We start from the raw sequence: 18,903 nt of genomic DNA on the forward strand, positions 1-18,903 counted from the left end.
CTATGTTTAGACTCAGGTCAGCGAAACGATTCCCTGAACCGACCGATCGCTCCCAGAACCGGCCGTTCAGACATCCGATCACAACGCTGCTGTTGTGCGAAAGGACGAAATGTCTCAGATCACTGCGATCGACGTCGTCGACCTGCGATTCCCCACCTCGGCGAGTCTCGACGGTTCGGATGCGATGAACCCCGACCCCGACTACTCCGCCGCCTACCTCATCGTCTCCACCGATGCCGGCGATGCCGGCCACGGCTTCGTCTTCACGATCGGCCGCGGCAACGACATCCAGACCGAGGCCGTGCGCGTCATCGCCGAGACCCTCATCGGGCGTGAGGTCGAACCGATCCTCGCCGACATGGGCGGCTTCTGGCGCGACCTCGTCCACGACTCCCAGCTGCGCTGGCTCGGCCCGGAGAAGGGCGTGAGCCACATGGCCATCGGCGCGATCGTCAACGCGATGTGGGACCTCAGAGCCAAACGCGCGGGACTGCCCCTCTGGGAGCTCCTCGCCGGGATGAGCCCCGAGGAGATCCTCGACCTCCTCGACTTCCGCTACCTCAGCGACTTCATGACCCGCGACGACGCCCGCGCCATCCTCGACGCCGCCGAACCCGGGAAGGCCGAGCGGATCGCCGAGCTCCGCGAGACCGGATACATGGCCTACACGACGACGCCCGGCTGGCTCGGCTACTCCGATGAGAAGCTCGCCCGCCTGTGCCGAGAGGCCATCGACGAGGGCTTCTCCCAGATCAAGCTCAAGGTCGGCGCGAACCGCGACGACGACATCCGCCGCCTCGGCATCGCCCGGGAGATCTGCGGACCCGGGTTCCCCATCGCCATCGACGCCAACCAGCACTGGGACACCGCCGAGGCGATCGACTGGATCGGCGACCTCGCCCGGTTCGACCTCCGCTGGGTCGAGGAACCGACCTCCCCCGATGACATCCTCGCCCACGCGGCCATCCAGCAGGGCATCGCCCCGGTTCCGGTGGCCACCGGCGAACACTGCCAGAACCGCATCGTCTTCAAGCAGATGCTCGAAGCCGACGCCCTGCGCGTGATGCAGATCGACGCCACCCGGGTCGCCGGGGTCAACGAGAACATCACCAACCTCCTCCTCGCCGCTCACGCGGGAGTGCCCGTGTGCCCGCACGCCGGCGGCGTGGGACTGTGCGAACTCGTCCAGCACCTCTCGCTGTTCGATTTCGTCGCGGTCTCGGCGACGATGGACGACCGCTGCATCGAATACGTCGACCATCTCCACGAGCACTTCGTCACCCCCGTCGACGTCCACGACGGCAGATACTGGCCGCCCTCGGCACCGGGCGCCGGCGCCGAGATCCTGCCCCGGACGCTCACCGACTTCGCCTACCCCGACGGCCCCGAATGGACAGCGCGCATCGCTGCGGCGACCACCTCGGCGACACCGGTCCCCGAATCCGCCTGATCCCCGCCTTCTGCTCCCGGCTGCCTTGACACCGCTCGGCGCAGCGCGCCCCTGCGCACGGCACCCCAGCATGATGACCATCACCTCGTGAGAAACCAGGTTCCCTGCTGTGACTGACCATTCGACCACTGACACCGGGCTCGCCCGCAACCACGCGAACGAACCCATCCCGACCAAGATCATCTTCATCGCCATCCTCGCCGGCTTCTCCGGACTCCTCTACGGCTACGATTCGGGAGCGATCTCCGGAGCCCTGCCCCTGCTCACCGAGCAGATGGGCCTCGATGCCGGGCAGCAGGGACTCATCACCTCCCTCCTGCTCTGGGGAGCACTCCCCTCGATCATCGGCGCCACCCTCGCCGCCCGCCGTTTCGACCGTCGTCACCTCCTCATCGTCGCCGCGGTGATCTTCTTCCTCGGATCCCTCGCCTGCGCGTTCGCCCCGACCCCCGAGGTCCTCGGCGCCGCCCGCTTCTTCCTCGGCCTCGGCGTCGGCATCGCCAACATGTTCGGACTCATCTACCTCTCCGAACTCTCCCCCACCCGCATCCGCGGCCTGCTCACCGGCCTCTACCAACTCGCCGTCAACTTCGGCATCCTCGCCGCCTACATCGTCGGCGACGCCTTCCAGGCCTCGGGTCTGTGGGAGTGGATACTCGGCATCGGCGCGATTCCCGCCGCCGTGTTCTTCGTCGGCATGATCCTCTCCCCGGCCAGCCCCCGCTGGCTCATCACCCGCGGACGCGACGACGACGCGCTGGCCGTGCTCACCTCCCTGCGGGGGACGGAGGAGATCGCCCGCCTCGAGTTCGACGACATCAAGTCGAGCCTCGCCCAGCAGGACAGCGGCCTGACCGCCCTGACCCATTCGGCGAGGCGGCCGATGACCGTCCTCCTCGTCCTCACGTTCTTCCAGGTCTTCACCGGCATCAACGCCGTCGTCTACTATGCGCCGATCATCTTCGCTCAGTCGGGCATGGGCGACCGGGCCGGCAGCTACGCGAACTACGGGGTCGGCATCGCCCTCGTCGTCTCCACGGCGATCGCCCTGCCGATCATCGACCGGCTCGGCCGCGTCCGGCTGCTCGCGATCTCGATGCTCGGCCAGACGATCGCCATGCTCGCCCTCTGGCTGCTGCCCGACGCAGGCTGGATCAGCATCGCCGCCGTCTTCGCCTACACCTTCGCCTTCGGCATCGGCATGGGCCCGGTGTTCTGGCTTCTCGTGCCCGAGGTCCTGCCCCTGTCCGTGCGGGCGATCGGCACCGGCGTCATCACCTTCGCCCAGTACCTCTTCAACGCGATCTTCGCGTGGGCGTTCCCCGTCGCCCTCGATGCGATCGGACCGCTCGTCTTCCTCCTCTTCGCCCTCCTCTCGGCCGCGGCCCTGTGGTTCGTCCTCACCCGCGTCCCCGAGACCTCGGGCCGCTCGCTCGAGGAGATCGAAGCATACTGGAGAACGTCGGCCGCCTCGGCGACGAAGCAGAGCTGAACCCGGCACCCACGAGAGGAGCGACCATGCTCACCACCCCGCTCACCCACCCCGAACTCCTCGCCGCGCTCGCCCGGTGCGGTCACGGCACGAAGATCCTCATCGCCGACGGCAACTACCCGCATCTCACCGGAGTGCCCGCCGGCACCACCCGCATCGCGCTCAACGTCACCCCCGGGCTGCTCACCGTCGATCAGATCCTCGAGCCGCTCGCCCGGACCATCCCGCTCGAGGCGTGCGAGTTCATGCTCACCGCCGAGGCCGGGACCGCACCGGCAGTCGACGGGTACGCCGCACTGCTGCCCGGAGTGCCGTTCACCGGTCATGAGCGCTTCGCCTTCTACGACACCGCACGGCAGCCCGATGTCGGGCTCATCATCGCCACCGGCGATCAGCGCCAGTACGCGAACCTCCTGATCACCGTCGGAGTCGTGACCCCATGACCGGTGCCCCGCCGCAGGTCGTCGACTCCCACCTCCACCTGTGGGACCGTCGCCGCTTCTCCTACCCGTGGATGACGGAGCTGCCCGCCCTCCCGGAGACGAGCCTGCCGGACCAGAGAAGAGCGACCGCGACCGCGGCGATCGTCATCGAAGCCGGTATCAGTGCTGATCAGCGAACCGATGAGGTCGAATGGCTGACCGCCCTCGCGGCGGAGGAACCGCTCATCCGCGGCATCGTCGCCGCCGTCGACTTCACCGACCCCCACCTCGCCGAGGTGGTCGCCCGGCTCGCCGACACCCCACTCGTCGTCGGGGCGCGGGACAACTTCGAGTCCCGCCCCGCCGGTGACCTCGACCCCCGCACCTCGCCGACAGCCGGAGCGCTGCTGCGCGGAATCGACTGCGCGCGCCGGGCCGGGCTGACCGTCGACCTCTGCGTCCGCGCCGACCAGCTGGCCGAACTCGACGCGCTGCTCACCTCGGTCGTCGCGGTGACCGGCTCGGCCGACGGGCTCGTCCTCGACCATCTCGGCAAGCCCCTGCCCGCCGCTCCCGTTTTCTCCTTCGAGGAATGGGCGGAGGCGTTGAGCGCCCTGGCCGCCCATGCCGGCCTGCACGTGAAGTTCTCCGGACTGCCCGGCCAGATGCCCGGTGCCGTCGACCCCGCGACGGCCCGGGAGCTCGCGGACCGCTTCGTCGGCGAGGTGCTCACGGCCTTCGGTCCGGAGCGCACGATGTACGGCTCCGATCACCCCGTCTCGACGACCGGCCACGGCCTCGGGGACGACGACTGGGAGCAGGCGGCGGCCGCAGCGCTGCGGCACGTCGTCGACGACACGGACTTCGCCGCTGTCATGGGCACCACCGCGGCGGACTTCTACCTGACGAGGAGGACTCAGTGACTGACAAGAACCCCGTCGTGCAGCGCCTGCACGACCTGCGCACCCTCGGCTTCGGGGGCGCCCCGATCGGCAATCTCTACCGCGTCATCGACGACGCGACGGCGACCGCGGCGGTGGCCACGGCCTGGGAGCTGGGCATCCGGTACTTCGACACCGCACCCCATTACGGTCTCGGGCTCAGTGAGCGCCGCCTCGGCGAGGTCCTCTCCGACCGGCCCCGCGAGGACTTCCTCCTCTCGACGAAGGTCGGCCGGCTCATCCGCCCCGCCGACGCACCCCGGGACTGGGACGACGAGGGCTTCGCCGTCCCCGGTGACCTCCACCGGGTGCGCGACTACTCTGCCTCCGGGGTGCGCCGGTCGATCGAGGAGTCGCTGACGCGCCTGCGCCTCGACCGCGTCGACATCGTCTACATCCACGACCCCGACGACTACTGGCAGGACGCCCTCGACGGTGCGGTTCCCGAACTCAACCGACTCCGCGACGAAGGCGTCATCGGGGCGTGGGGTGCGGGAATGAACCAGGCGGAGATGCTCACCCGCTTCGTCCGCGACACCGACATCGACGTCGTCATGCAGGCCGGCCGCTACACCCTCCTCGAACAGGGCGGGCGGGACGAGCTCATCCCCGCGGCCGCGTCCCGTGGGGTCGGCGTCGTCAACGTCGGCGTCTTCAACTCCGGCATCCTCGCCAACGCCGACCCCCGGCAGCAGGCGAAGTACAACTACGAGGACGCTCCGCGGGAGGTCCTCGACAAGGCGGAGAAGCTCGCGGCACTGGCGACCGCGCACGGCACGAGCCTGCCGGCCGCCGCCGTCCAATTCAGCCTCCGCGATCCCGCCATCACCAATGTCACCCTGGGCATGCGCACGGCCGAGCAGGTCGAACGCAACGTCGCCCTCGCCCACGCCGAGGTCCCCGAAGCGTTCTGGGCCGCCGCCGTGGCCGATGGTCTGCTCGCCGTCGACCCGCTCACCTACGCAGACCACCCGGGCACTGTCGACCCGGGCGCAGGCGGCCAGTAGAGCACGAGCCTGTGCCCCGCACTCACCGCACCACACCGACCGGAAGGAACCATGACCGCCATGACCACCGCTGAAGAATTCGCCGGCCTCACCGCCCTCGTCACGGGAGGGGCCTCGGGCATCGGCGCCGCCGTCACCGAACAGCTTCTGGCAGCCGGCGCGAACGTCGCCGTCCTCGACCTCGATCCCGCGGGCTCCCCCGCGGGTGCCCTGGCGCTGCAGTGCGACGTCTCCGACCGGGACTCCGTGGAGGCGGCCGTCGCCGCGGCAGCATCCGAGTACGGCGGCATCGACATCGTCGTCAACAACGCCGGCATCGGGGCGCAGGGGCAGGTCGATGCCAACGACGACGCCGAATGGAATCGCGTGCTCGGCGTCAACGTCATCTCCGTCGCCCGCGTCACCGCGGCCGCACTGCCACACCTGCGCCGGTCCGAGCACGCCGCGGTCGTCAACACCTCGTCGATCGCCGCGACGGCGGGGCTGCCCGACCGCGTCCTCTATTCCGCCTCGAAGGGGGCGATCTACTCGATGACGCTCGCGATGGCCGCCGACCACGTCCGCGAGGGCATCCGCGTCAACGCCGTGTGCCCGGGCACCGCGAACACCCCGTGGGTGATGAAGGGCCTGATGGCGAAGGCGGAGAACCCCGAGGAGGAGCTGCGCCAGCTCAATGCGCGCCAACCCCACGGTCGTCTCGTCGAACCCGCCGAGGTGGCCCGGACGATCCTCTTCCTCGCCAGCCCGCTCCAGGGTTCGACGACCGGCACGGCGATCGCCGTCGACGGCGGCATGCAGGGGCTGCGTCTGCGCGCGGAGTGAGGCTCAGCCCGCGCCCGGTCCGGGGGCGTCGTCGGCGACGACGTCGACCTCGTCGACCCAGCGCTGCACGCCGGTGACGTGGAGGATCATCATCGACTGCGCCAGACGCGCGTCTCCGGCGGCGAGGGCGTCGATGATCGCCCGGTGCTCATCGAGGGTGCGCTCGATGGCGCCGGGATCGGTCATGCCCCGCCAGGTCCGCGCCCGCGTCGTCTTCATCGACACGGCTTCGAGCATCGCGGCGAGGTAGTCGTTGCCCGCGTGCTTGGCGATCGTCGCATGGAAGTCGAAGTCGTGGGAGACGAGGGATTCGACCGAGTCGGGGTCGGTGTCCCTGATCGTCTGCCGCAGATCCTCGAGCCCGGCCGCGTCGATGCGGGTCGCCGCGCGGTACGCGGTCTCGGCTTCGAAGATGCGCCTGACCTCGAGGATCTCCCGCAGCGACCCCGAGGCGTGGACGTCGACGAGGAAGGACACCGCCTCGGTGAGGTCCTCGGCCGAGAGCGAGGTGACGTAGGTTCCCGACCCGCGTCGCACGTCGAGGACGTTGATGAAGTCGAGGGCCTTGACCGCCTCCCGCAGGGAGTTGCGGGAGAGGCCGAGCCGCTCGGAGAGCTCGGCCTCCGGGGGCAGACGGTCCCCCGGCCTGAGCTCACCGGTGACGATGAGGTCCTTGATCTTGTCGAGCGCGTCATCCGTCAGTGCCATGGCTCCAACCTTATGTCCTCACCGGGCATGATCGTCGGCACCACCGCGGTCGCCGAGGCGGATGATCCTCACTCGTAGAGGAGCTCGGCGATCTGCGGGTCCTCGATGTTGTTCTTGTCGTACCAGTAGAACGCGGTCGGGATCTGCTTCTCCAGGTCCTTCCCGTCGATCGCGTCGACGGCGGCCTGCACGGTCTGGCTGCCGATGTCGAGCGGGCTCTGCGTGACCGCGCCGAGCATCGACCCGTCCTTGATCGCGTCGAGCTGGGCCTTGCCCGAGTCGAAGCCGACGATCGTGACGTCGGTGTTGCCGAGCTCCTTGGCTCCTTGGACGACGCCGATCGCCGCACCTTCGTTCGTGCCGTAGAGACCGGCGAGGTCGGGATTGGCCTGGAGCATCGCCTTCGTCGCGTCCGCGGACTTCGCCTGGTCGCCGTCGGCGTTCTGCTCGGCGACGATCTCGATGTTCGGCTCGTTCTGCTCGAGGTACTCGACGAAGCCGTCGCGGCGTTCGACTCCGGTCTGGGCGGTCTCCGAATGGGTGACGATCCCGACCTTGCCCTCCCCGCCGAGGGCTTCGGCGAGCTTCTTCGCATCCTCTGCGGCAGCGGCCTTGTTGTCGGTGGCGACGGTGGTCAGCGGGATGTCGCTGTCGACTCCGGAGTCGAAGGCGATGACGGGGATGTCGTTCGACTGCGCCTGCTGGAGCAGCGGGATGACGGCCTTGCTGTCGAGCGCGGCGATCGCGACTGCGTCGGGCTGCTTGTCGAGCGCCGTCTGCAGCTGGGTGACCTGCTGTTCGACGTCGGTCTCGCTGTCGGGGCCCTCGAAGGTCACGGTGACGCCGAGTTCCTTCGCCTTCTCCTCGGCTCCCGTCTTCACCGTCTGCCAGAACTGGTGCTGATAGCCCTTCGAGATGATCGCGATCGTCCGCTCTCCGTCCCCGCCGCTCGATCCGGTGTCGGCCGAACCGCAGCCGGTGGCGATGAGGGCGATGGACGACAGTGCCGCGAGCGAGGTGAGCAGCTTTCCTATCCTCATGGTGATCTCCTTCGATTCTTCGTGTGGGCGATGGTGGGTCAGAGTGGTGCGGATCCGGTGGAGGAGTTCTTCTTGCGCACGATGTCGAGGTAGACGGCGAGCAGCACGACGACGCCGATGGCCACCTGCTGCCATTCCTGGGCGACGCCGGCCATGCGCAGACCGTTGTCGAGGACGGCCATGATGAGGGCGCCGATGACGGTGCCGACCATCGACCCGCGGCCTCCGGCGAGCGAGGTGCCGCCGATGATCACCGCGGCGATCGCCTGGAGCTCGATGCCGGCGCCGCCGGTCGGCTGCGCCGAACTGAGACGGGAGGCCGAGAGCACCCCGGCGAGGCCGACGAAGAGCCCGCAGAGGACGTAGACGGAGATCAGCCAGCCGCGGACGTTGACGCCCGAGAGCCTCGTGGCCTTCTCGTTCGAGCCGATCGCGAACGCCGTGCGGCCGATGAGGGTGCGCTGGAGGACGATGACCGAGACGACGATGAGGATGAGGAAGAGCACGGTGCCCAGCGGCAGCCGCATTCCCGGGATGAGCGAGACATTCATGATCGCCCCGAAGCCGGGGCTGTCGGTGAAGTAGATCGGCTTGGTCCCGCTGACGACGAGCGACAGTCCCTGGGTGATCATCATCATGCCGAGCGTGGCGATGAACGGCGGCAGCCCGAGGACGGCGACGTTGAAGCCGTTGACGAGGCCGATGAGGCCGCCGAAGGCGATCGTCAGGGCGATCCCGACGATGAGCGGCAGACCCATGTTCGTGATGAAGACCCCGGCCATGACTCCGCAGAGGATCATCCCCGTGCCCACGGACAGGTCGATGCCGCCGGTGATGATGATGAACGTGACGCCGAGGGCGAGCAGCCCGACGGTCGTCACCGTGGTGAGGATCGTCGAGAGGTTCGTGACGGTGAGGAACGAATCGGGGTTGATGATCGCGAAGACGATGATGATGACGATGAGGCTCGCCACAGCGAGGAGCTGCTGCAGCGAGTTGCGCCAGAAGCTGCGCGTCCCGGCGGGACGACCGGTGGCGGCGGCCGGGGCATCAGAGGTCTGCGGGCGGGCGGCGGAAGCGGTTTCGGCATTCATTCAGGCGACGATTCCCATCGATTCGGTGTGCTGCGTGGCCAGGGCCATGACGGAGTCCTGCGTGGCATCGGCGGCGGTGAGGATGCCGGTGAGGCGGCCTTCGCTGAGCACGGCGATGCGGTGTGAGAGCAGGAGGACTTCGGGCAGTTCGGAGGAGATGACGATGATCGACTTGCCCTGCGCGCTGAGCTCGCGCAGCAGGGCGTAGATCTCGGCCTTCGCGCCGACGTCGATGCCCCGGGTGGGTTCGTCGAAGATGAAGACGTCACAGTCCTTGACGAGCCATTTCGCGATGGCGACCTTCTGCTGGTTGCCGCCGGAGAGCTTCTCGAGCACCTGCGCGATCGACGGCGTGCGGATCCGCAGCCGTGACACGAGATCACGGGCGGTGGTATCGATGGCCGTCTCGTCGGTGAATCCGAAGCGGCTGAAGCGCCGCAGACTCGGCAGGGCGATGTTGTCGCGGACGCTCTGCCCCACGAGCACGCCGAGCTGCTTGCGGTCCTCGGACAGGTAGCAGATCCCCAGCCGCGCGGCCGCCGCCGGACTGCCGATCGTCACGCCTCGGCCGTTGACGGTGACCGTGCCGGCGGTCAGGGGGTCAGCGCCGATGATCGCGCGGGCGGTCTCCGTGCGGCCGGCTCCCATGAGACCGGCGAGTCCGAGGATCTCACCGCGGCGGAGGTCGAAGCTGATGCCGCGCAGCTTCGCCTTCGTCTGCAGGTCCGTCACGGCGAGGACCACCTCGGCGGAGTCGTCATGGGCGGGTGCGTCGGCGACGGCGGCGAGTTCACGACCGACCATCATGCGGATGACCTCGGGCATCTCGGTCGTCGCGGTCGGCACGGTGCCGATCTTCTCGCCGTCGCGGATGACGGTGATCCGCTCCGTGATGGCCTTGAGCTCGGGCATCCGGTGCGAGATGTAGATGACACCGGTCTCCGGGGTGATGAAGCGGCGGATGAGCCCGTGGAGGACCTCGACCTCCTCATCGTTGAGGGCGGCGGTGGGTTCGTCCATGATGAGGATCCGCGCATCCTGGTTGAGCGCCTTCGCGATCTCGACCATCTGCTGCGCGGCGACGGTGAGCCGCCCGACGACGGCGCGCGGGTCGAGCGCGAGACCGAGCCGGCTGAAAAGGGCCTGCGCATCCCGGTTGAGCTGACGTTCGCTGATGAAGGGACCGATGCGCGGTTCGCGGCCGAGATAGATGTTCTGGGCCACCGTGAGATCCTCGACGAGGTTGAATTCCTGGTGGATGATGGCGATGCCGAGGCGCTCGGCGTCGGTCGTCGACCCGATCGTCACCGGGGTGCCGTCGATGCGGAACTCCCCGGCGTCCGGGGTGTAGACGCCCGAGAGCAGCTTCATCAGCGTCGACTTCCCGGCTCCGTTCTCCCCGACGAGGCCGAGGACCTCTCCGGGATACAGGTCGAGGTCGACGTCGGAGAGGGCTCTGACGCCGGGGAAGGATTTGGCGGCGCCGCGGATGTCGAGCAGCGGAGTGCTCGTCGTCTCTGACATGTGGCGGTGACTCCTCGTTGAATACCGTGTCCCACGTCATCACGCGAGACATCCTATGTCTGTTGCTCAGACTAGAGGCACAGTCGAGCAAAGACAAGATCTCGCCGGGATTGTTTGTCGAAACGCAATGGATGGATTGTCAATACATTGGATGACTGTGTGGAGTTTTGCCGGTCCCGCTTGAGCGTCCGGTGCGCACGGCAAGGCTCTTCCGTCCCGCCGGGCATGGCCACCGCACTCCACCGCGGATATACTTCAATATTCAACCATCTTGATCTGGAGCGCCCGATGACCCCTGCACCCAGCACCGTCCTCCCACCCGATGCCGGAATGGACGCCGTGACCCTGCGCGTCGGCGACCTCGACCTCATGACCGACTACTACCGGAATGCGCTCGCCCTCGAACCGCTCGAGGAGGCCTCCCGGGGGCGCGAGGTCCATCGCGTCCTCGGCCGCGGCACGACGCCGATGGTGAAGTTCGTCTCGACCCCGGACCTGCCGGTCGGAAGCCGCCGGAGCGCCGGACTCTTCCACACCGCCTTCCTCTTCGAGACCCCCGAATCCCTGGCCGCGACCGTCGCACACGCCGCGGCGAACACCCGCAGCCGGTTCCTCGCCGCCCAGGATCACCTAGTGTCGCAGGCGTTCTACTTCTCCGACCCCGAGGGCAACGGCATCGAACTCTACGTCGATCGGGACCGCGCGCAGTGGGGCCACTCCCCTGCCGGCGAGATCGAGATGGACTCGATCGGCTTCGACCCCAACGCCTTCCTCCGCGAGCATCTCGACAGCGGCACGCTGACGAGCGCATCGGAGCTGCCCGGCACCGTCGGCCATGTTCACCTGCAGGTCGGCGATCTCGATCGAGCCCGCGAGTTCTACGTCGGCGCGCTCGGCTTCGAACCGACGAACTCGACGATGCCCGGGGCCGTCTTCGCCTCGGCCGGCGGCTACCACCATCACGTCGCGATGAACACGTGGAACAGCCTCGGTGCGGGACCGCGGGCCGCGAGCCTCGGCCTCGGCGATCTCGCGATCACGGTGCCGGCACGCGAGGACCTCGATGCCCTCGTCGAGAGGCTGACGGCGCGGTCGCTGCCGTTCGCCGACGAGGAGCGCTCGGTGCGCCTGGCCGACCCGTGGGGCACGCAGGTGACCGTCGGGGTCGGCGGCAGCACGCTCGAGGAGACCCTCGAGCGCTGAGGGCTCAGCGCCCGGCCGGATCGCGCTCAGCCGGATGGCGTTCGGCGGGATCGCGCTCGGCGGGATCGCGCTCGGCGGGATGGCGCTCGGCCGCGGCGACGACGGCCTCGGGCCGCAGGTCGAGGCGGCGCAGGAGCTGCGCGTTGAGGGCGACGACGACCGTCGAGGCCGACATGAGGATCGCGCCGACGCTCATCGGCAGGACGAACCCGATCGGCGCGAGGATGCCCGCGGCCAGGGGGACGGCGAGGAGGTTGTAGCCGGCGGCCCACCAGAGGTTCTGCTTCATCTTACGGTAGCTGGCCCGCGAGAGCTCGAGGACGGAGAGCACCGAGCGGGGATCGTCGGAGGCGAGGATGACTCCCGCCGAGCCGATCGCGACGTCGGTGCCCGCACCGATCGCGATGCCGACATCGGCCTGCGCGAGGGCGGGGGCGTCGTTGACGCCGTCGCCGACCATCGCGACCGTCTTCCCCTCGGCCTGGAGTTCGGCGACCTTCGCCGCCTTGTCCGCCGGGCGCACGCCGGCGAAGACCCGGTCGATGCCGAGGTCAGCGGCCACGGATCGGGCGACCGCCTCGGCGTCGCCGGTGATCATGACGACCTCGATGTCCTGGGCGTGGAGGGCCTCGACAGCCTGCCGGGACTCGGCCCTGATCTCATCGGCCAGGCGCAGCGCGCCGACGACCTGCCCGGCGACGAGGACGTGGAGGATGATCGCTCCCTCGGCCCGCCAGGTCTCGGCGACCGCGGCCTCGACGGCACCGCGGGCACTGAGCAGGTAGGGTCCGCCGACCTCGACCTCGGTGCCGTCGACCTCGGCGCGCACTCCGACGGCCGGTGAGGACGAGAAGTTCCGTGCCGTCGGCACGGTCAGTCCCCGCTCGTCAGCGGCGCGGACGATCGCTCGGGCGAGCGGGTGCTCGCTGTCCGTCTCGGCCGCGGCGGCGAGAGCGAGCACCTCGTCGTCGCTGCGCGTCCCGGTCGTCTCGACGGCGGTGACGGTCGGCTCGCCCTTCGTCAGGGTTCCCGTCTTGTCGAAGAGCACGGCGTCGACGGTGCGCATCGTCTCGAGCGCGAGTCGGTCCTTGATGAGGACCCCGGCGCGTGCGGCGCGTTCCGTGGCGATCGAGACGACGAGCGGGATCGCCAGCCCCAGGGCATGGGGGCAGGCGATGACGAGGACGGTGATCGTGCGCACGACCGCCGTGTCGGGCATGCCGACGAGAGTCCAGACGATCGCGGTGATGACGGCGGCGCCGAGGGCGAACCAGAACAGCCAGGCCGCGGCGCGGTCGGCCAGTCGCTGGGCGCGTGAGGAGGAGTTCTGGGCGTCGGCGACGAGTTTGCGGATGCCGGCCAGCGCGGTGTCGTCACCGGTCGCGGTGATCTCGATCCGCAGGCCCGAGTCCGTGGCGACGGTGCCCGCGACGACGGTGTCGCCGACGCTGCGGCGCACCGGCCGGGACTCCCCGGTGATCATCGACTCGTCCATCTCCGCGGTGCCGTCGACGATGCGCCCGTCTGCCGGCACAGCGGAGCCGGGGCGGACGAGGACGACATCGCCGACGACGAGGTCGGCCGGTGCGACCGTCACGGTGGTGCCGTCGACGATCTTCACCGCCTCATCGGGCAGGAGGGCGGCGAGGCTGTCGAGCGCCGAGGTGGTCTGCGCGAGCGAGCGCATCTCCAGCCAATGGCCGGCGAGCATGATGACGATGAGGAGTGCGAGCTCCCACCAGAAGTCGAGTTCGGGGTCGAGGATCCCCAGCGAGGCGCCCCACGAGGCGACGAAGGCGACGGTGATCGCGAGCGCGATGAGGAGCATCATCCCCGGCTTGCGGGCCTTGAGCTCGCTCCACCCGCCGGTGAGGAACGGCCTGCCGCCCCACACGTACATGACCGTGCCGAGCACCGGTGCGATCCAGCGCACCCAGCCCCACGGCCCCGATTCGGGCACCATGTAGCCGACGAGGTGGCCGAACATCGGGCTGAAGGCGATGACCGGCACCGCGATGACCGCCATGATCCCGAAGAGGCGGCCGAACACCGCGGCATGCCCGCCGTGGCCCCCGTGGCCGGAGTGGTCCATGCCCGAGTGGTCCATCCCCGAATGATCTATTCCCGAGTGATCCATTCCCGAGTGATCCATCGCCCCGTGCCCCGAGTGATCGTGGCCCGCGTGATCGTGGCCCGAATGTTCGTGGCCCGCGTGATCGGCCCCGGGCTGCTGGTGTCCGGCATGGTCATGGCCCGCATGGCTCTGCTCGAGTTCCGTCGCTCTCTGGTGATCCCGTTCCGTGTCCATATCGTCAACCTATACCCCCTAGGGGTATGAATCAAGGGTGATCTCGATGAATCCGGAAGAAATTTTCTTTGCACTTCTGAGCAGTTGTGGCACATACTTGCTCATCATGTGCATATCGGCGCGTCGCTGACTTTGCCCGCACCGCGCACCTCTGACCGGACCGACCGGTCAGCCTCAATGTGGAGGACCCATGGACCTGCAGCTCATCCTCGCCCTCGTCGCCGGGATCGCGACGATCGTCGTCATCGTCCTGGCCACACGCCTCGACGCCTTCATCGCCCTCCTCCTGGCGGCGATCGTCACCGGCATCGTCGCCGGTGAGGATCTGCTCTCGATCGTCGACGCCGTGACCACCGGGTTCGGCAACACCCTCGCGAGTATCGGAATCGTCATCGGCCTCGGCGTGGGCATCGGCAAGATCCTCGAGGTCTCCGGCGCCGCGGACTCGCTCGCCCGGGCCTTCCTCCGCGCCTTCGGCAAGGGACGTGAGCCCTGGGCGATGGGCACCGTCGGGTCCCTCGTCTCGATTCCCGTGTTCTGCGACTCCGGGTACGTCATCATGAACCCGCTCGCCCGCTCGATCGCCCGCGTCAAGCGCGGCGGCTACATCACCCTCGCCCTCGCCCTCGGCGCCGGCATGACGCTGACGCACCACATGGTCCCGCCGACCCCGGGCCCGCTCGCGGCCACCGGCATCCTCGGTGCCGATCTCGGAGCCGTCATCCTCACCGGTCTCGTCTTCACCGTCATCCTCCTGCCGGTCGTCGTCATCTACGCCCGCTGGATCGGACCGAAGCTCGAACCCTTCCTCAACGTCACAGTCAAGCACGACGTCTATACGAGGGTGACCGCGGGAGCCCCGGAGACCGCAGGGGCAGCGGAGACCGCAGGGGCAGCGGAGACCGCGGGGGCATCGGAGACCACGGCGCCGGGCACGTCCACCACGGAGACGACGTCCGCCGGAGGCGCAGCGGACGCCGGAGACGGCACCGGAAGCCCGCGGACCGCCGGTGGCAGGCAGCCGGGCGCGGTCCTCGGCTTCCTCCCGCTCATCATCCCGCTGCTCCTCATCGTCGCCAACACCGTGTCGACGGCGATCGACCGCAACGCCCAGGGGATGCTCGCCGGCGACGACTACGAACCGTCGGCGTGGGTCGCTCCCATCGCCTTCCTCGGCAACCCCGTCGTCGCCCTCATCATCGGCCTCGTCCTCGCCGTCTACACCCTCCTGCCGCGCCTGACCCCGCGCACCCAGGTCCAGGCCTGGCTCGCCGACGGCGCCGCCTCGGCCGGGCTCATCCTCCTCATCACCGGCGCCGGCGGCAGCTTCGGCATGGTGCTGCGCGAATCCGGGGTCGGAGACGCTCTCGCCGAGGCGATCGCCTCGATCAGCCTGCCCGCCCTCCTCGTGCCGTTCATCATCGCCTCCCTCGTGCGCATCGCGCAGGGTTCGGGCACGGTCGCCATGATCACCGCCGCTTCGGTGACGGCCCCGCTCATCGCCCCGCTCGGGCTCAGCCCGCTCGTCGCGGTCATGGCCTGCACCGCGGGATCGATGGTCTTCTCCTACTTCAACGACTCGTACTTCTGGGTCGTCACCCGCTTCGCCGGCCTCGACGGGGTGCAGGCGATCAAGGGCTGGTCGGGGATCACGACCGCCGTGTGGCTGGGTTCCATTCCGCTCCTCTTCGTGCTCGACTTGGTCGTATGAGCAGTGCAGACGGCGACGCTGAGACGTCGCGCATCCTCATCATCGCCGACGACCTCACCGGCGGAAACGCGTGCGGGGCCCTCTTCGCCGAGGCGGGTCTGCGGACGATCACCGTGACGTCCACGAGCGCGACGGAGACGGTCGACCTCGACGTCCTCCTCGACGACTACGACGCCGTCGTCCTCAACGCCGACTCCCGGCACCTGCCCGCCGCGACCGCGGCCGAGCTCACCGCACAGCTCGTGGCGAGCGCCGGGAACATCGACCTCGTCGCGTGCCGGATCGACACGACGCTGCGGGGCAACGTCGGGGTGAGCGCCGAGGCGGCGCTGACCGCCCGACGCCGGCTCGCCGCCCGCGCGGACGGCCCGGCGAAGAGCGTCATTGGGCTCTGCATCCCCGCCTTCCCGGCCGCCGGCCGCACGACGGTCGAGGGCCTGCAGCTGCTCGACGGGCGGCTGCTCGAGCACACGGAGCTGCGACGCGACGTCCGCTCCCCCATGCACACCTCCGATGTCGCCCAGATCCTGCGCGACGGCACCGACCTCGACTGCCATCTCATCGACATCTCCCAGGTGCTCGCCGGTCGCCATGCCGTCCGGGACGCGGTGCTCGCCGGCATCGCCTCGGGCGCCGACGTCATCATCGTCGATGCGCTCACCACCGAGCACATCGAACTCGTCGGCTCGGTCGTCGCCGCCGTGACCCGGGAGATCGCGGCGGAAGCACCCGATGCAGGGGCGCACCCGCCCGGCGGTGAGACCCTCGACTGGGTGACGATCGATCCCGGTCCCGGCAGCCTCGCCCTCGCCCTGCCGCTGCTCCCGACGCGGCCGAACGGGATCATCCTCGGGATCTCCGGATCGGCCACCGAGGTCACCCGCGCGCAGCTGGCCACACTGTCCGAAGACCCCCGCAACGCCGTCGTCCGCGTCGTCCTCGACGAGGACGGCCTGCCCGCTGTCGAGGCCACGATCGCCCGGGTCGAGGGCGTCACCTCGGCGAAGGCGATCATCATCGCCACCGTCGTCGACGCCTCCGATCTGCGCAGTCTCAGCGCCGCGGCCGCGGAGGAGACGACCCGCCGGCTCGCCGCCATCGCCGAGCTCATCATGACCTCCCCGGCCGTCACCGGCCTCTACACCACCGGCGGGGACATCACCGCCGCGGTGATGCGCGCGGTGGGCGCCGTCGGGATGGAACTCGAGCGGGAGATCATCCCGCTCGCCGTCGGCGGTCGCCTCGTCGGCGGACGCGCCGACGGCCTGCCCATCGTCACCAAGGGCGGTCTCATCGGCGACTCCGACACGGCAGCCCTCTGCCTCGACTACCTCATGGCGACCTCCCGGGTCGGGCAGGGATGAGCCCGATGCCGACCACCGACCGCACCACCGAAGGAGCATGACATGACCGCACCCGTCCTCGCCGTAACCGTGGGAGACCCCGTCGGGATCGGCCCGGAGATCACCGCCCAGGTGCTCGCGGAGTTCTCCGCCCGCGACGACCAGCACGGCGTCGCCGTCGCCGATCTCGCCGTGATGAGACGCGCCGTCGCCGTCCTCGGCCTCGACGTCGAACTCCGCCCGATCACCGACTTCGCGACCGCCTCGGCGGGAGAGGGCGTCATCGACGTCTTCGACATCGGCGTGTGTGGCACCGACCTGCCCGACTGGGGCGTCGTCGACGCGCGCGCCGGCCGTGCCGCGGTCACGGCCATCGAAGTCGCGACCAGGGCGGCGATGGATGAGGAGATCGCCGGCATCGTCACCGGACCGATCAACAAGGAGGCCGTGTGGCAGTCCGGCTCTGAGCACCTCGGGCACACGGAGATGCTCGGCGAGCTCACCGGGGTGACGAAGCAGGACACGATGTTCGTCGTCGAGAACGCGAAGGTCCCCGACCACAAGCTCCAGATCTTCTTCGCCACGCGGCACATGTCGCTGCGGAAGGCGATCGACGCGCTGTCCGTCGAGACGCAGATCGATTCGATCGAACGCGCCCATCGCGCCCTGCAGCTCTACGGGGTGACCGCGCCGCGGCTCGCCGTCGCCGCCCTCAACCCGCACGGCGGGGAGAACGGGGCATTCGGGGACGAGGAGATCGAGATCCTCCGCCCCGCCGTCGAGGCCGTCAACGCCGCCGGTCGCTTCGACGTCGCCGGCCCCATCCCCGCCGACTCCGTCTTCCACCAGGGGCTGATCGGGCGCTTCGACGGGATCCTCTCGCAGTACCACGACCAGGGGCACATCGCCTCGAAGACGTACGACTTCGACGGCACGATCTCCGTGACCGTGGGCCTGCCGATCCTGCGCACCTCCGTCGACCACGGCACGGCGTTCGACATCGCCGGGCAGGGACTCGCCGATGCCGGCACGATGCGCTCGGCCTACCGTGCGGCGATCGGCTATGCGCCCTTCGTCGACGGCATCCGCGCGGAGTACCTGCCGCGGTGATGGCCGTCCGCAGCGGCACGGCCAAGCGCCGCGACGCCATCCGGTCCCGGCTGAAGTCGGGGGCGTGGTCGATCCCGCGCCTGGCCGCCGAGCTCGGAACCTCGGAGTCGACGATCCGGCGGGATCTGCGGGAACTGGCCGACGCCGGCGAGGTCATCCGCACGATCGGCGGCGCGACCGCCGCCGGGTACGTCGAGCCCCCGCTCGGTCAGCGGATGGAGCAGCAGGCCGAGGCGAAGGACGCGATCGCCGCCCACGCCCTGAGCCACGTGAGCGCGCAGGTGCGCACGATCTTCCTCGACGCCGGATCGACGACCGTGCGGGTGGCCGAGCGCCTCCGCGACCGCGACGACCTCACCGTCATCACCCGCGGACTCGAGATCGCGCTGACGCTCGCGCACCCGAACGGTCCGCGTGTGACCATGGTCGGCGGTGAGGTCTCGACGCTCTCACACGGGACGACGGGGGCGCTGAGCGACCATGCGCTCGCGCGCGTCCACGTCGACGTCGCGTTCCTCGGCGCCGATGCCGTCGACCCGGACGTCGGCATCGGGGAGCCGACGCTCGCCGAGGCGAGGACGAAGGAGCTCATCGCCGAGCGCGCCCGCAGCGTCGTCGTCCTCGCCGACTCCTCGAAGTCCGGTCGCGAGGTCGCGGCCTGGGCGCCGCTGCCCGACGGGTGGATCTGGATCGACGAGACCGGCACGCGAGCCACCGGGTGAACTGCG

General features: G+C 69.4%; 16 protein-coding genes. 11 read left to right on the plus strand and 5 right to left on the minus strand.

The features are described from left to right. The first annotated feature begins 109 nt into the window (after positions 1-109). The 6 genes from J9315_RS11485 (at position 110) to J9315_RS11510 (ending at position 6,134) form a co-directional block, all read left to right on the plus strand. Complete coding sequence (locus tag J9315_RS11485; protein ID WP_211977903.1) at positions 110-1,450, plus strand: enolase C-terminal domain-like protein; 1,341 nt, start codon at positions 110-112, stop codon at positions 1,448-1,450. A gap of 109 nt (positions 1,451-1,559) precedes the next feature. Then, the gene (locus J9315_RS11490) at positions 1,560-2,942 is read left to right on the plus strand and encodes a sugar porter family MFS transporter (RefSeq protein WP_211977904.1); all 1,383 of its coding nucleotides are present in this window, start codon (positions 1,560-1,562) and stop codon (positions 2,940-2,942) included. Positions 2,943-2,968: 26 nt separating this feature from the next. Further along, positions 2,969-3,385: an RbsD/FucU family protein gene (locus J9315_RS11495; protein ID WP_211977905.1), complete on the plus strand. Its 417-nt coding sequence runs from the start codon at positions 2,969-2,971 to the stop codon at positions 3,383-3,385. Further along, positions 3,382-4,287, plus strand: coding sequence for an amidohydrolase family protein (locus J9315_RS11500; RefSeq protein ID WP_211977906.1), 906 nt, complete (start codon positions 3,382-3,384; stop codon positions 4,285-4,287). Before J9315_RS11495 ends, J9315_RS11500 begins: the two co-directional genes overlap by 4 nt. Then, a complete protein-coding gene (locus J9315_RS11505) occupies positions 4,284-5,312 on the plus strand; it encodes an aldo/keto reductase (protein ID WP_211977907.1) in 1,029 nt (342 codons plus the stop codon). Before J9315_RS11500 ends, J9315_RS11505 begins: the two co-directional genes overlap by 4 nt. 60 nt (positions 5,313-5,372) lie before the next feature. After that, the gene (locus J9315_RS11510) at positions 5,373-6,134 is read left to right on the plus strand and encodes an SDR family oxidoreductase (RefSeq protein WP_211979307.1); all 762 of its coding nucleotides are present in this window, start codon (positions 5,373-5,375) and stop codon (positions 6,132-6,134) included. 3 nt (positions 6,135-6,137) lie between these two features. Here the strand turns inward: J9315_RS11510 and J9315_RS11515 are convergent, their stop codons facing one another. The 4 genes from J9315_RS11515 to J9315_RS11530 all read right to left on the minus strand — a co-directional run bounded on the left by J9315_RS11515 (position 6,138) and on the right by J9315_RS11530 (position 10,500). After that, entirely contained in the window at positions 6,138-6,842 is a 705-nt protein-coding gene (locus tag J9315_RS11515) for a FadR/GntR family transcriptional regulator (protein ID WP_211977908.1), read from the minus strand. Between the two features lie 68 nt (positions 6,843-6,910). Continuing rightward, a complete protein-coding gene (locus J9315_RS11520; RefSeq protein WP_211977909.1) occupies positions 6,911-7,882 on the minus strand; it encodes an ABC transporter substrate-binding protein in 972 nt (323 codons plus the stop codon). Positions 7,883-7,920: 38 nt separating this feature from the next. Continuing rightward, positions 7,921-8,976, minus strand: a complete 1,056-nt coding sequence (locus J9315_RS11525) for an ABC transporter permease (protein WP_211977910.1) — start codon at positions 8,974-8,976, stop codon at positions 7,921-7,923. Beyond that, entirely contained in the window at positions 8,977-10,500 is a 1,524-nt protein-coding gene (locus J9315_RS11530) for a sugar ABC transporter ATP-binding protein (RefSeq protein WP_211977911.1), read from the minus strand. 288 nt (positions 10,501-10,788) lie between these two features. Here J9315_RS11530 and J9315_RS11535 point away from each other — a divergent pair, with 288 nt between their 5' ends. After that, positions 10,789-11,703 carry a VOC family protein gene (locus J9315_RS11535; RefSeq protein ID WP_211977912.1) on the plus strand — a complete coding sequence of 305 codons (915 nt, stop codon included), beginning with the start codon at positions 10,789-10,791 and terminating at the stop codon, positions 11,701-11,703. Between the two features lie 4 nt (positions 11,704-11,707). On the opposite strand, the gene J9315_RS11540 is transcribed toward J9315_RS11535, so the two are convergent. Next, on the minus strand, positions 11,708-13,840 hold the full coding sequence (locus J9315_RS11540; protein WP_249120893.1) for a heavy metal translocating P-type ATPase: 2,133 nt from the start codon (positions 13,838-13,840) through the stop codon (positions 11,708-11,710). Between the two features lie 361 nt (positions 13,841-14,201). Here J9315_RS11540 and J9315_RS11545 point away from each other — a divergent pair, with 361 nt between their 5' ends. From J9315_RS11545 to J9315_RS11560, 4 genes are read left to right on the plus strand one after another with little or no spacing between them, the layout of a single operon-like run. Then, a complete protein-coding gene (locus J9315_RS11545) occupies positions 14,202-15,722 on the plus strand; it encodes an SLC13 family permease (protein ID WP_211977913.1) in 1,521 nt (506 codons plus the stop codon). Further along, positions 15,719-17,086, plus strand: coding sequence for a four-carbon acid sugar kinase family protein (locus J9315_RS11550; RefSeq protein ID WP_211977914.1), 1,368 nt, complete (start codon positions 15,719-15,721; stop codon positions 17,084-17,086). Before J9315_RS11545 ends, J9315_RS11550 begins: the two co-directional genes overlap by 4 nt. Before the next feature lie 42 nt (positions 17,087-17,128). After that, the gene (pdxA, locus tag J9315_RS11555) at positions 17,129-18,175 is read left to right on the plus strand and encodes a 4-hydroxythreonine-4-phosphate dehydrogenase PdxA (RefSeq protein ID WP_211977915.1); all 1,047 of its coding nucleotides are present in this window, start codon (positions 17,129-17,131) and stop codon (positions 18,173-18,175) included. Continuing rightward, positions 18,175-18,897 (plus strand): DeoR/GlpR family DNA-binding transcription regulator, encoded by a 723-nt coding sequence (locus J9315_RS11560; protein WP_211977916.1) that lies wholly within the window; start codon positions 18,175-18,177, stop codon positions 18,895-18,897. Before pdxA ends, J9315_RS11560 begins: the two co-directional genes overlap by 1 nt. The last annotated feature ends 6 nt before the right edge of the window (positions 18,898-18,903 follow it).

This window comes from Brevibacterium sp. W7.2 (assembly GCF_018137945.1).
In the GTDB taxonomy this organism is placed as follows: Bacteria; Actinomycetota; Actinomycetes; order Actinomycetales; family Brevibacteriaceae; genus Brevibacterium; species Brevibacterium sanguinis.

Coding starts and splice junctions, on each gene's coding strand:
- J9315_RS11500 (WP_211977906.1), top strand. CDS start 3,382: ATGACCGGTGCCCCGCCGCAGGTCGTCGACTCCCACCTCCACCTGTGG.
- J9315_RS11550 (WP_211977914.1), top strand. CDS start 15,719: ATGAGCAGTGCAGACGGCGACGCTGAGACGTCGCGCATCCTCATCATC.
- J9315_RS11495 (WP_211977905.1), top strand. CDS start 2,969: ATGCTCACCACCCCGCTCACCCACCCCGAACTCCTCGCCGCGCTCGCC.
- J9315_RS11525 (WP_211977910.1), bottom strand. CDS start 8,976: ATGAATGCCGAAACCGCTTCCGCCGCCCGCCCGCAGACCTCTGATGCC.
- J9315_RS11510 (WP_211979307.1), top strand. CDS start 5,373: ATGACCACCGCTGAAGAATTCGCCGGCCTCACCGCCCTCGTCACGGGA.
- J9315_RS11515 (WP_211977908.1), bottom strand. CDS start 6,842: ATGGCACTGACGGATGACGCGCTCGACAAGATCAAGGACCTCATCGTC.
- J9315_RS11520 (WP_211977909.1), bottom strand. CDS start 7,882: ATGAGGATAGGAAAGCTGCTCACCTCGCTCGCGGCACTGTCGTCCATC.
- J9315_RS11545 (WP_211977913.1), top strand. CDS start 14,202: ATGGACCTGCAGCTCATCCTCGCCCTCGTCGCCGGGATCGCGACGATC.
- J9315_RS11540 (WP_249120893.1), bottom strand. CDS start 13,840: ATGGATCACTCGGGAATAGATCATTCGGGGATGGACCACTCGGGCATG.
- J9315_RS11560 (WP_211977916.1), top strand. CDS start 18,175: ATGGCCGTCCGCAGCGGCACGGCCAAGCGCCGCGACGCCATCCGGTCC.
- pdxA (WP_211977915.1), top strand. CDS start 17,129: ATGACCGCACCCGTCCTCGCCGTAACCGTGGGAGACCCCGTCGGGATC.
- J9315_RS11485 (WP_211977903.1), top strand. CDS start 110: ATGTCTCAGATCACTGCGATCGACGTCGTCGACCTGCGATTCCCCACC.
- J9315_RS11535 (WP_211977912.1), top strand. CDS start 10,789: ATGACCCCTGCACCCAGCACCGTCCTCCCACCCGATGCCGGAATGGAC.
- J9315_RS11530 (WP_211977911.1), bottom strand. CDS start 10,500: ATGTCAGAGACGACGAGCACTCCGCTGCTCGACATCCGCGGCGCCGCC.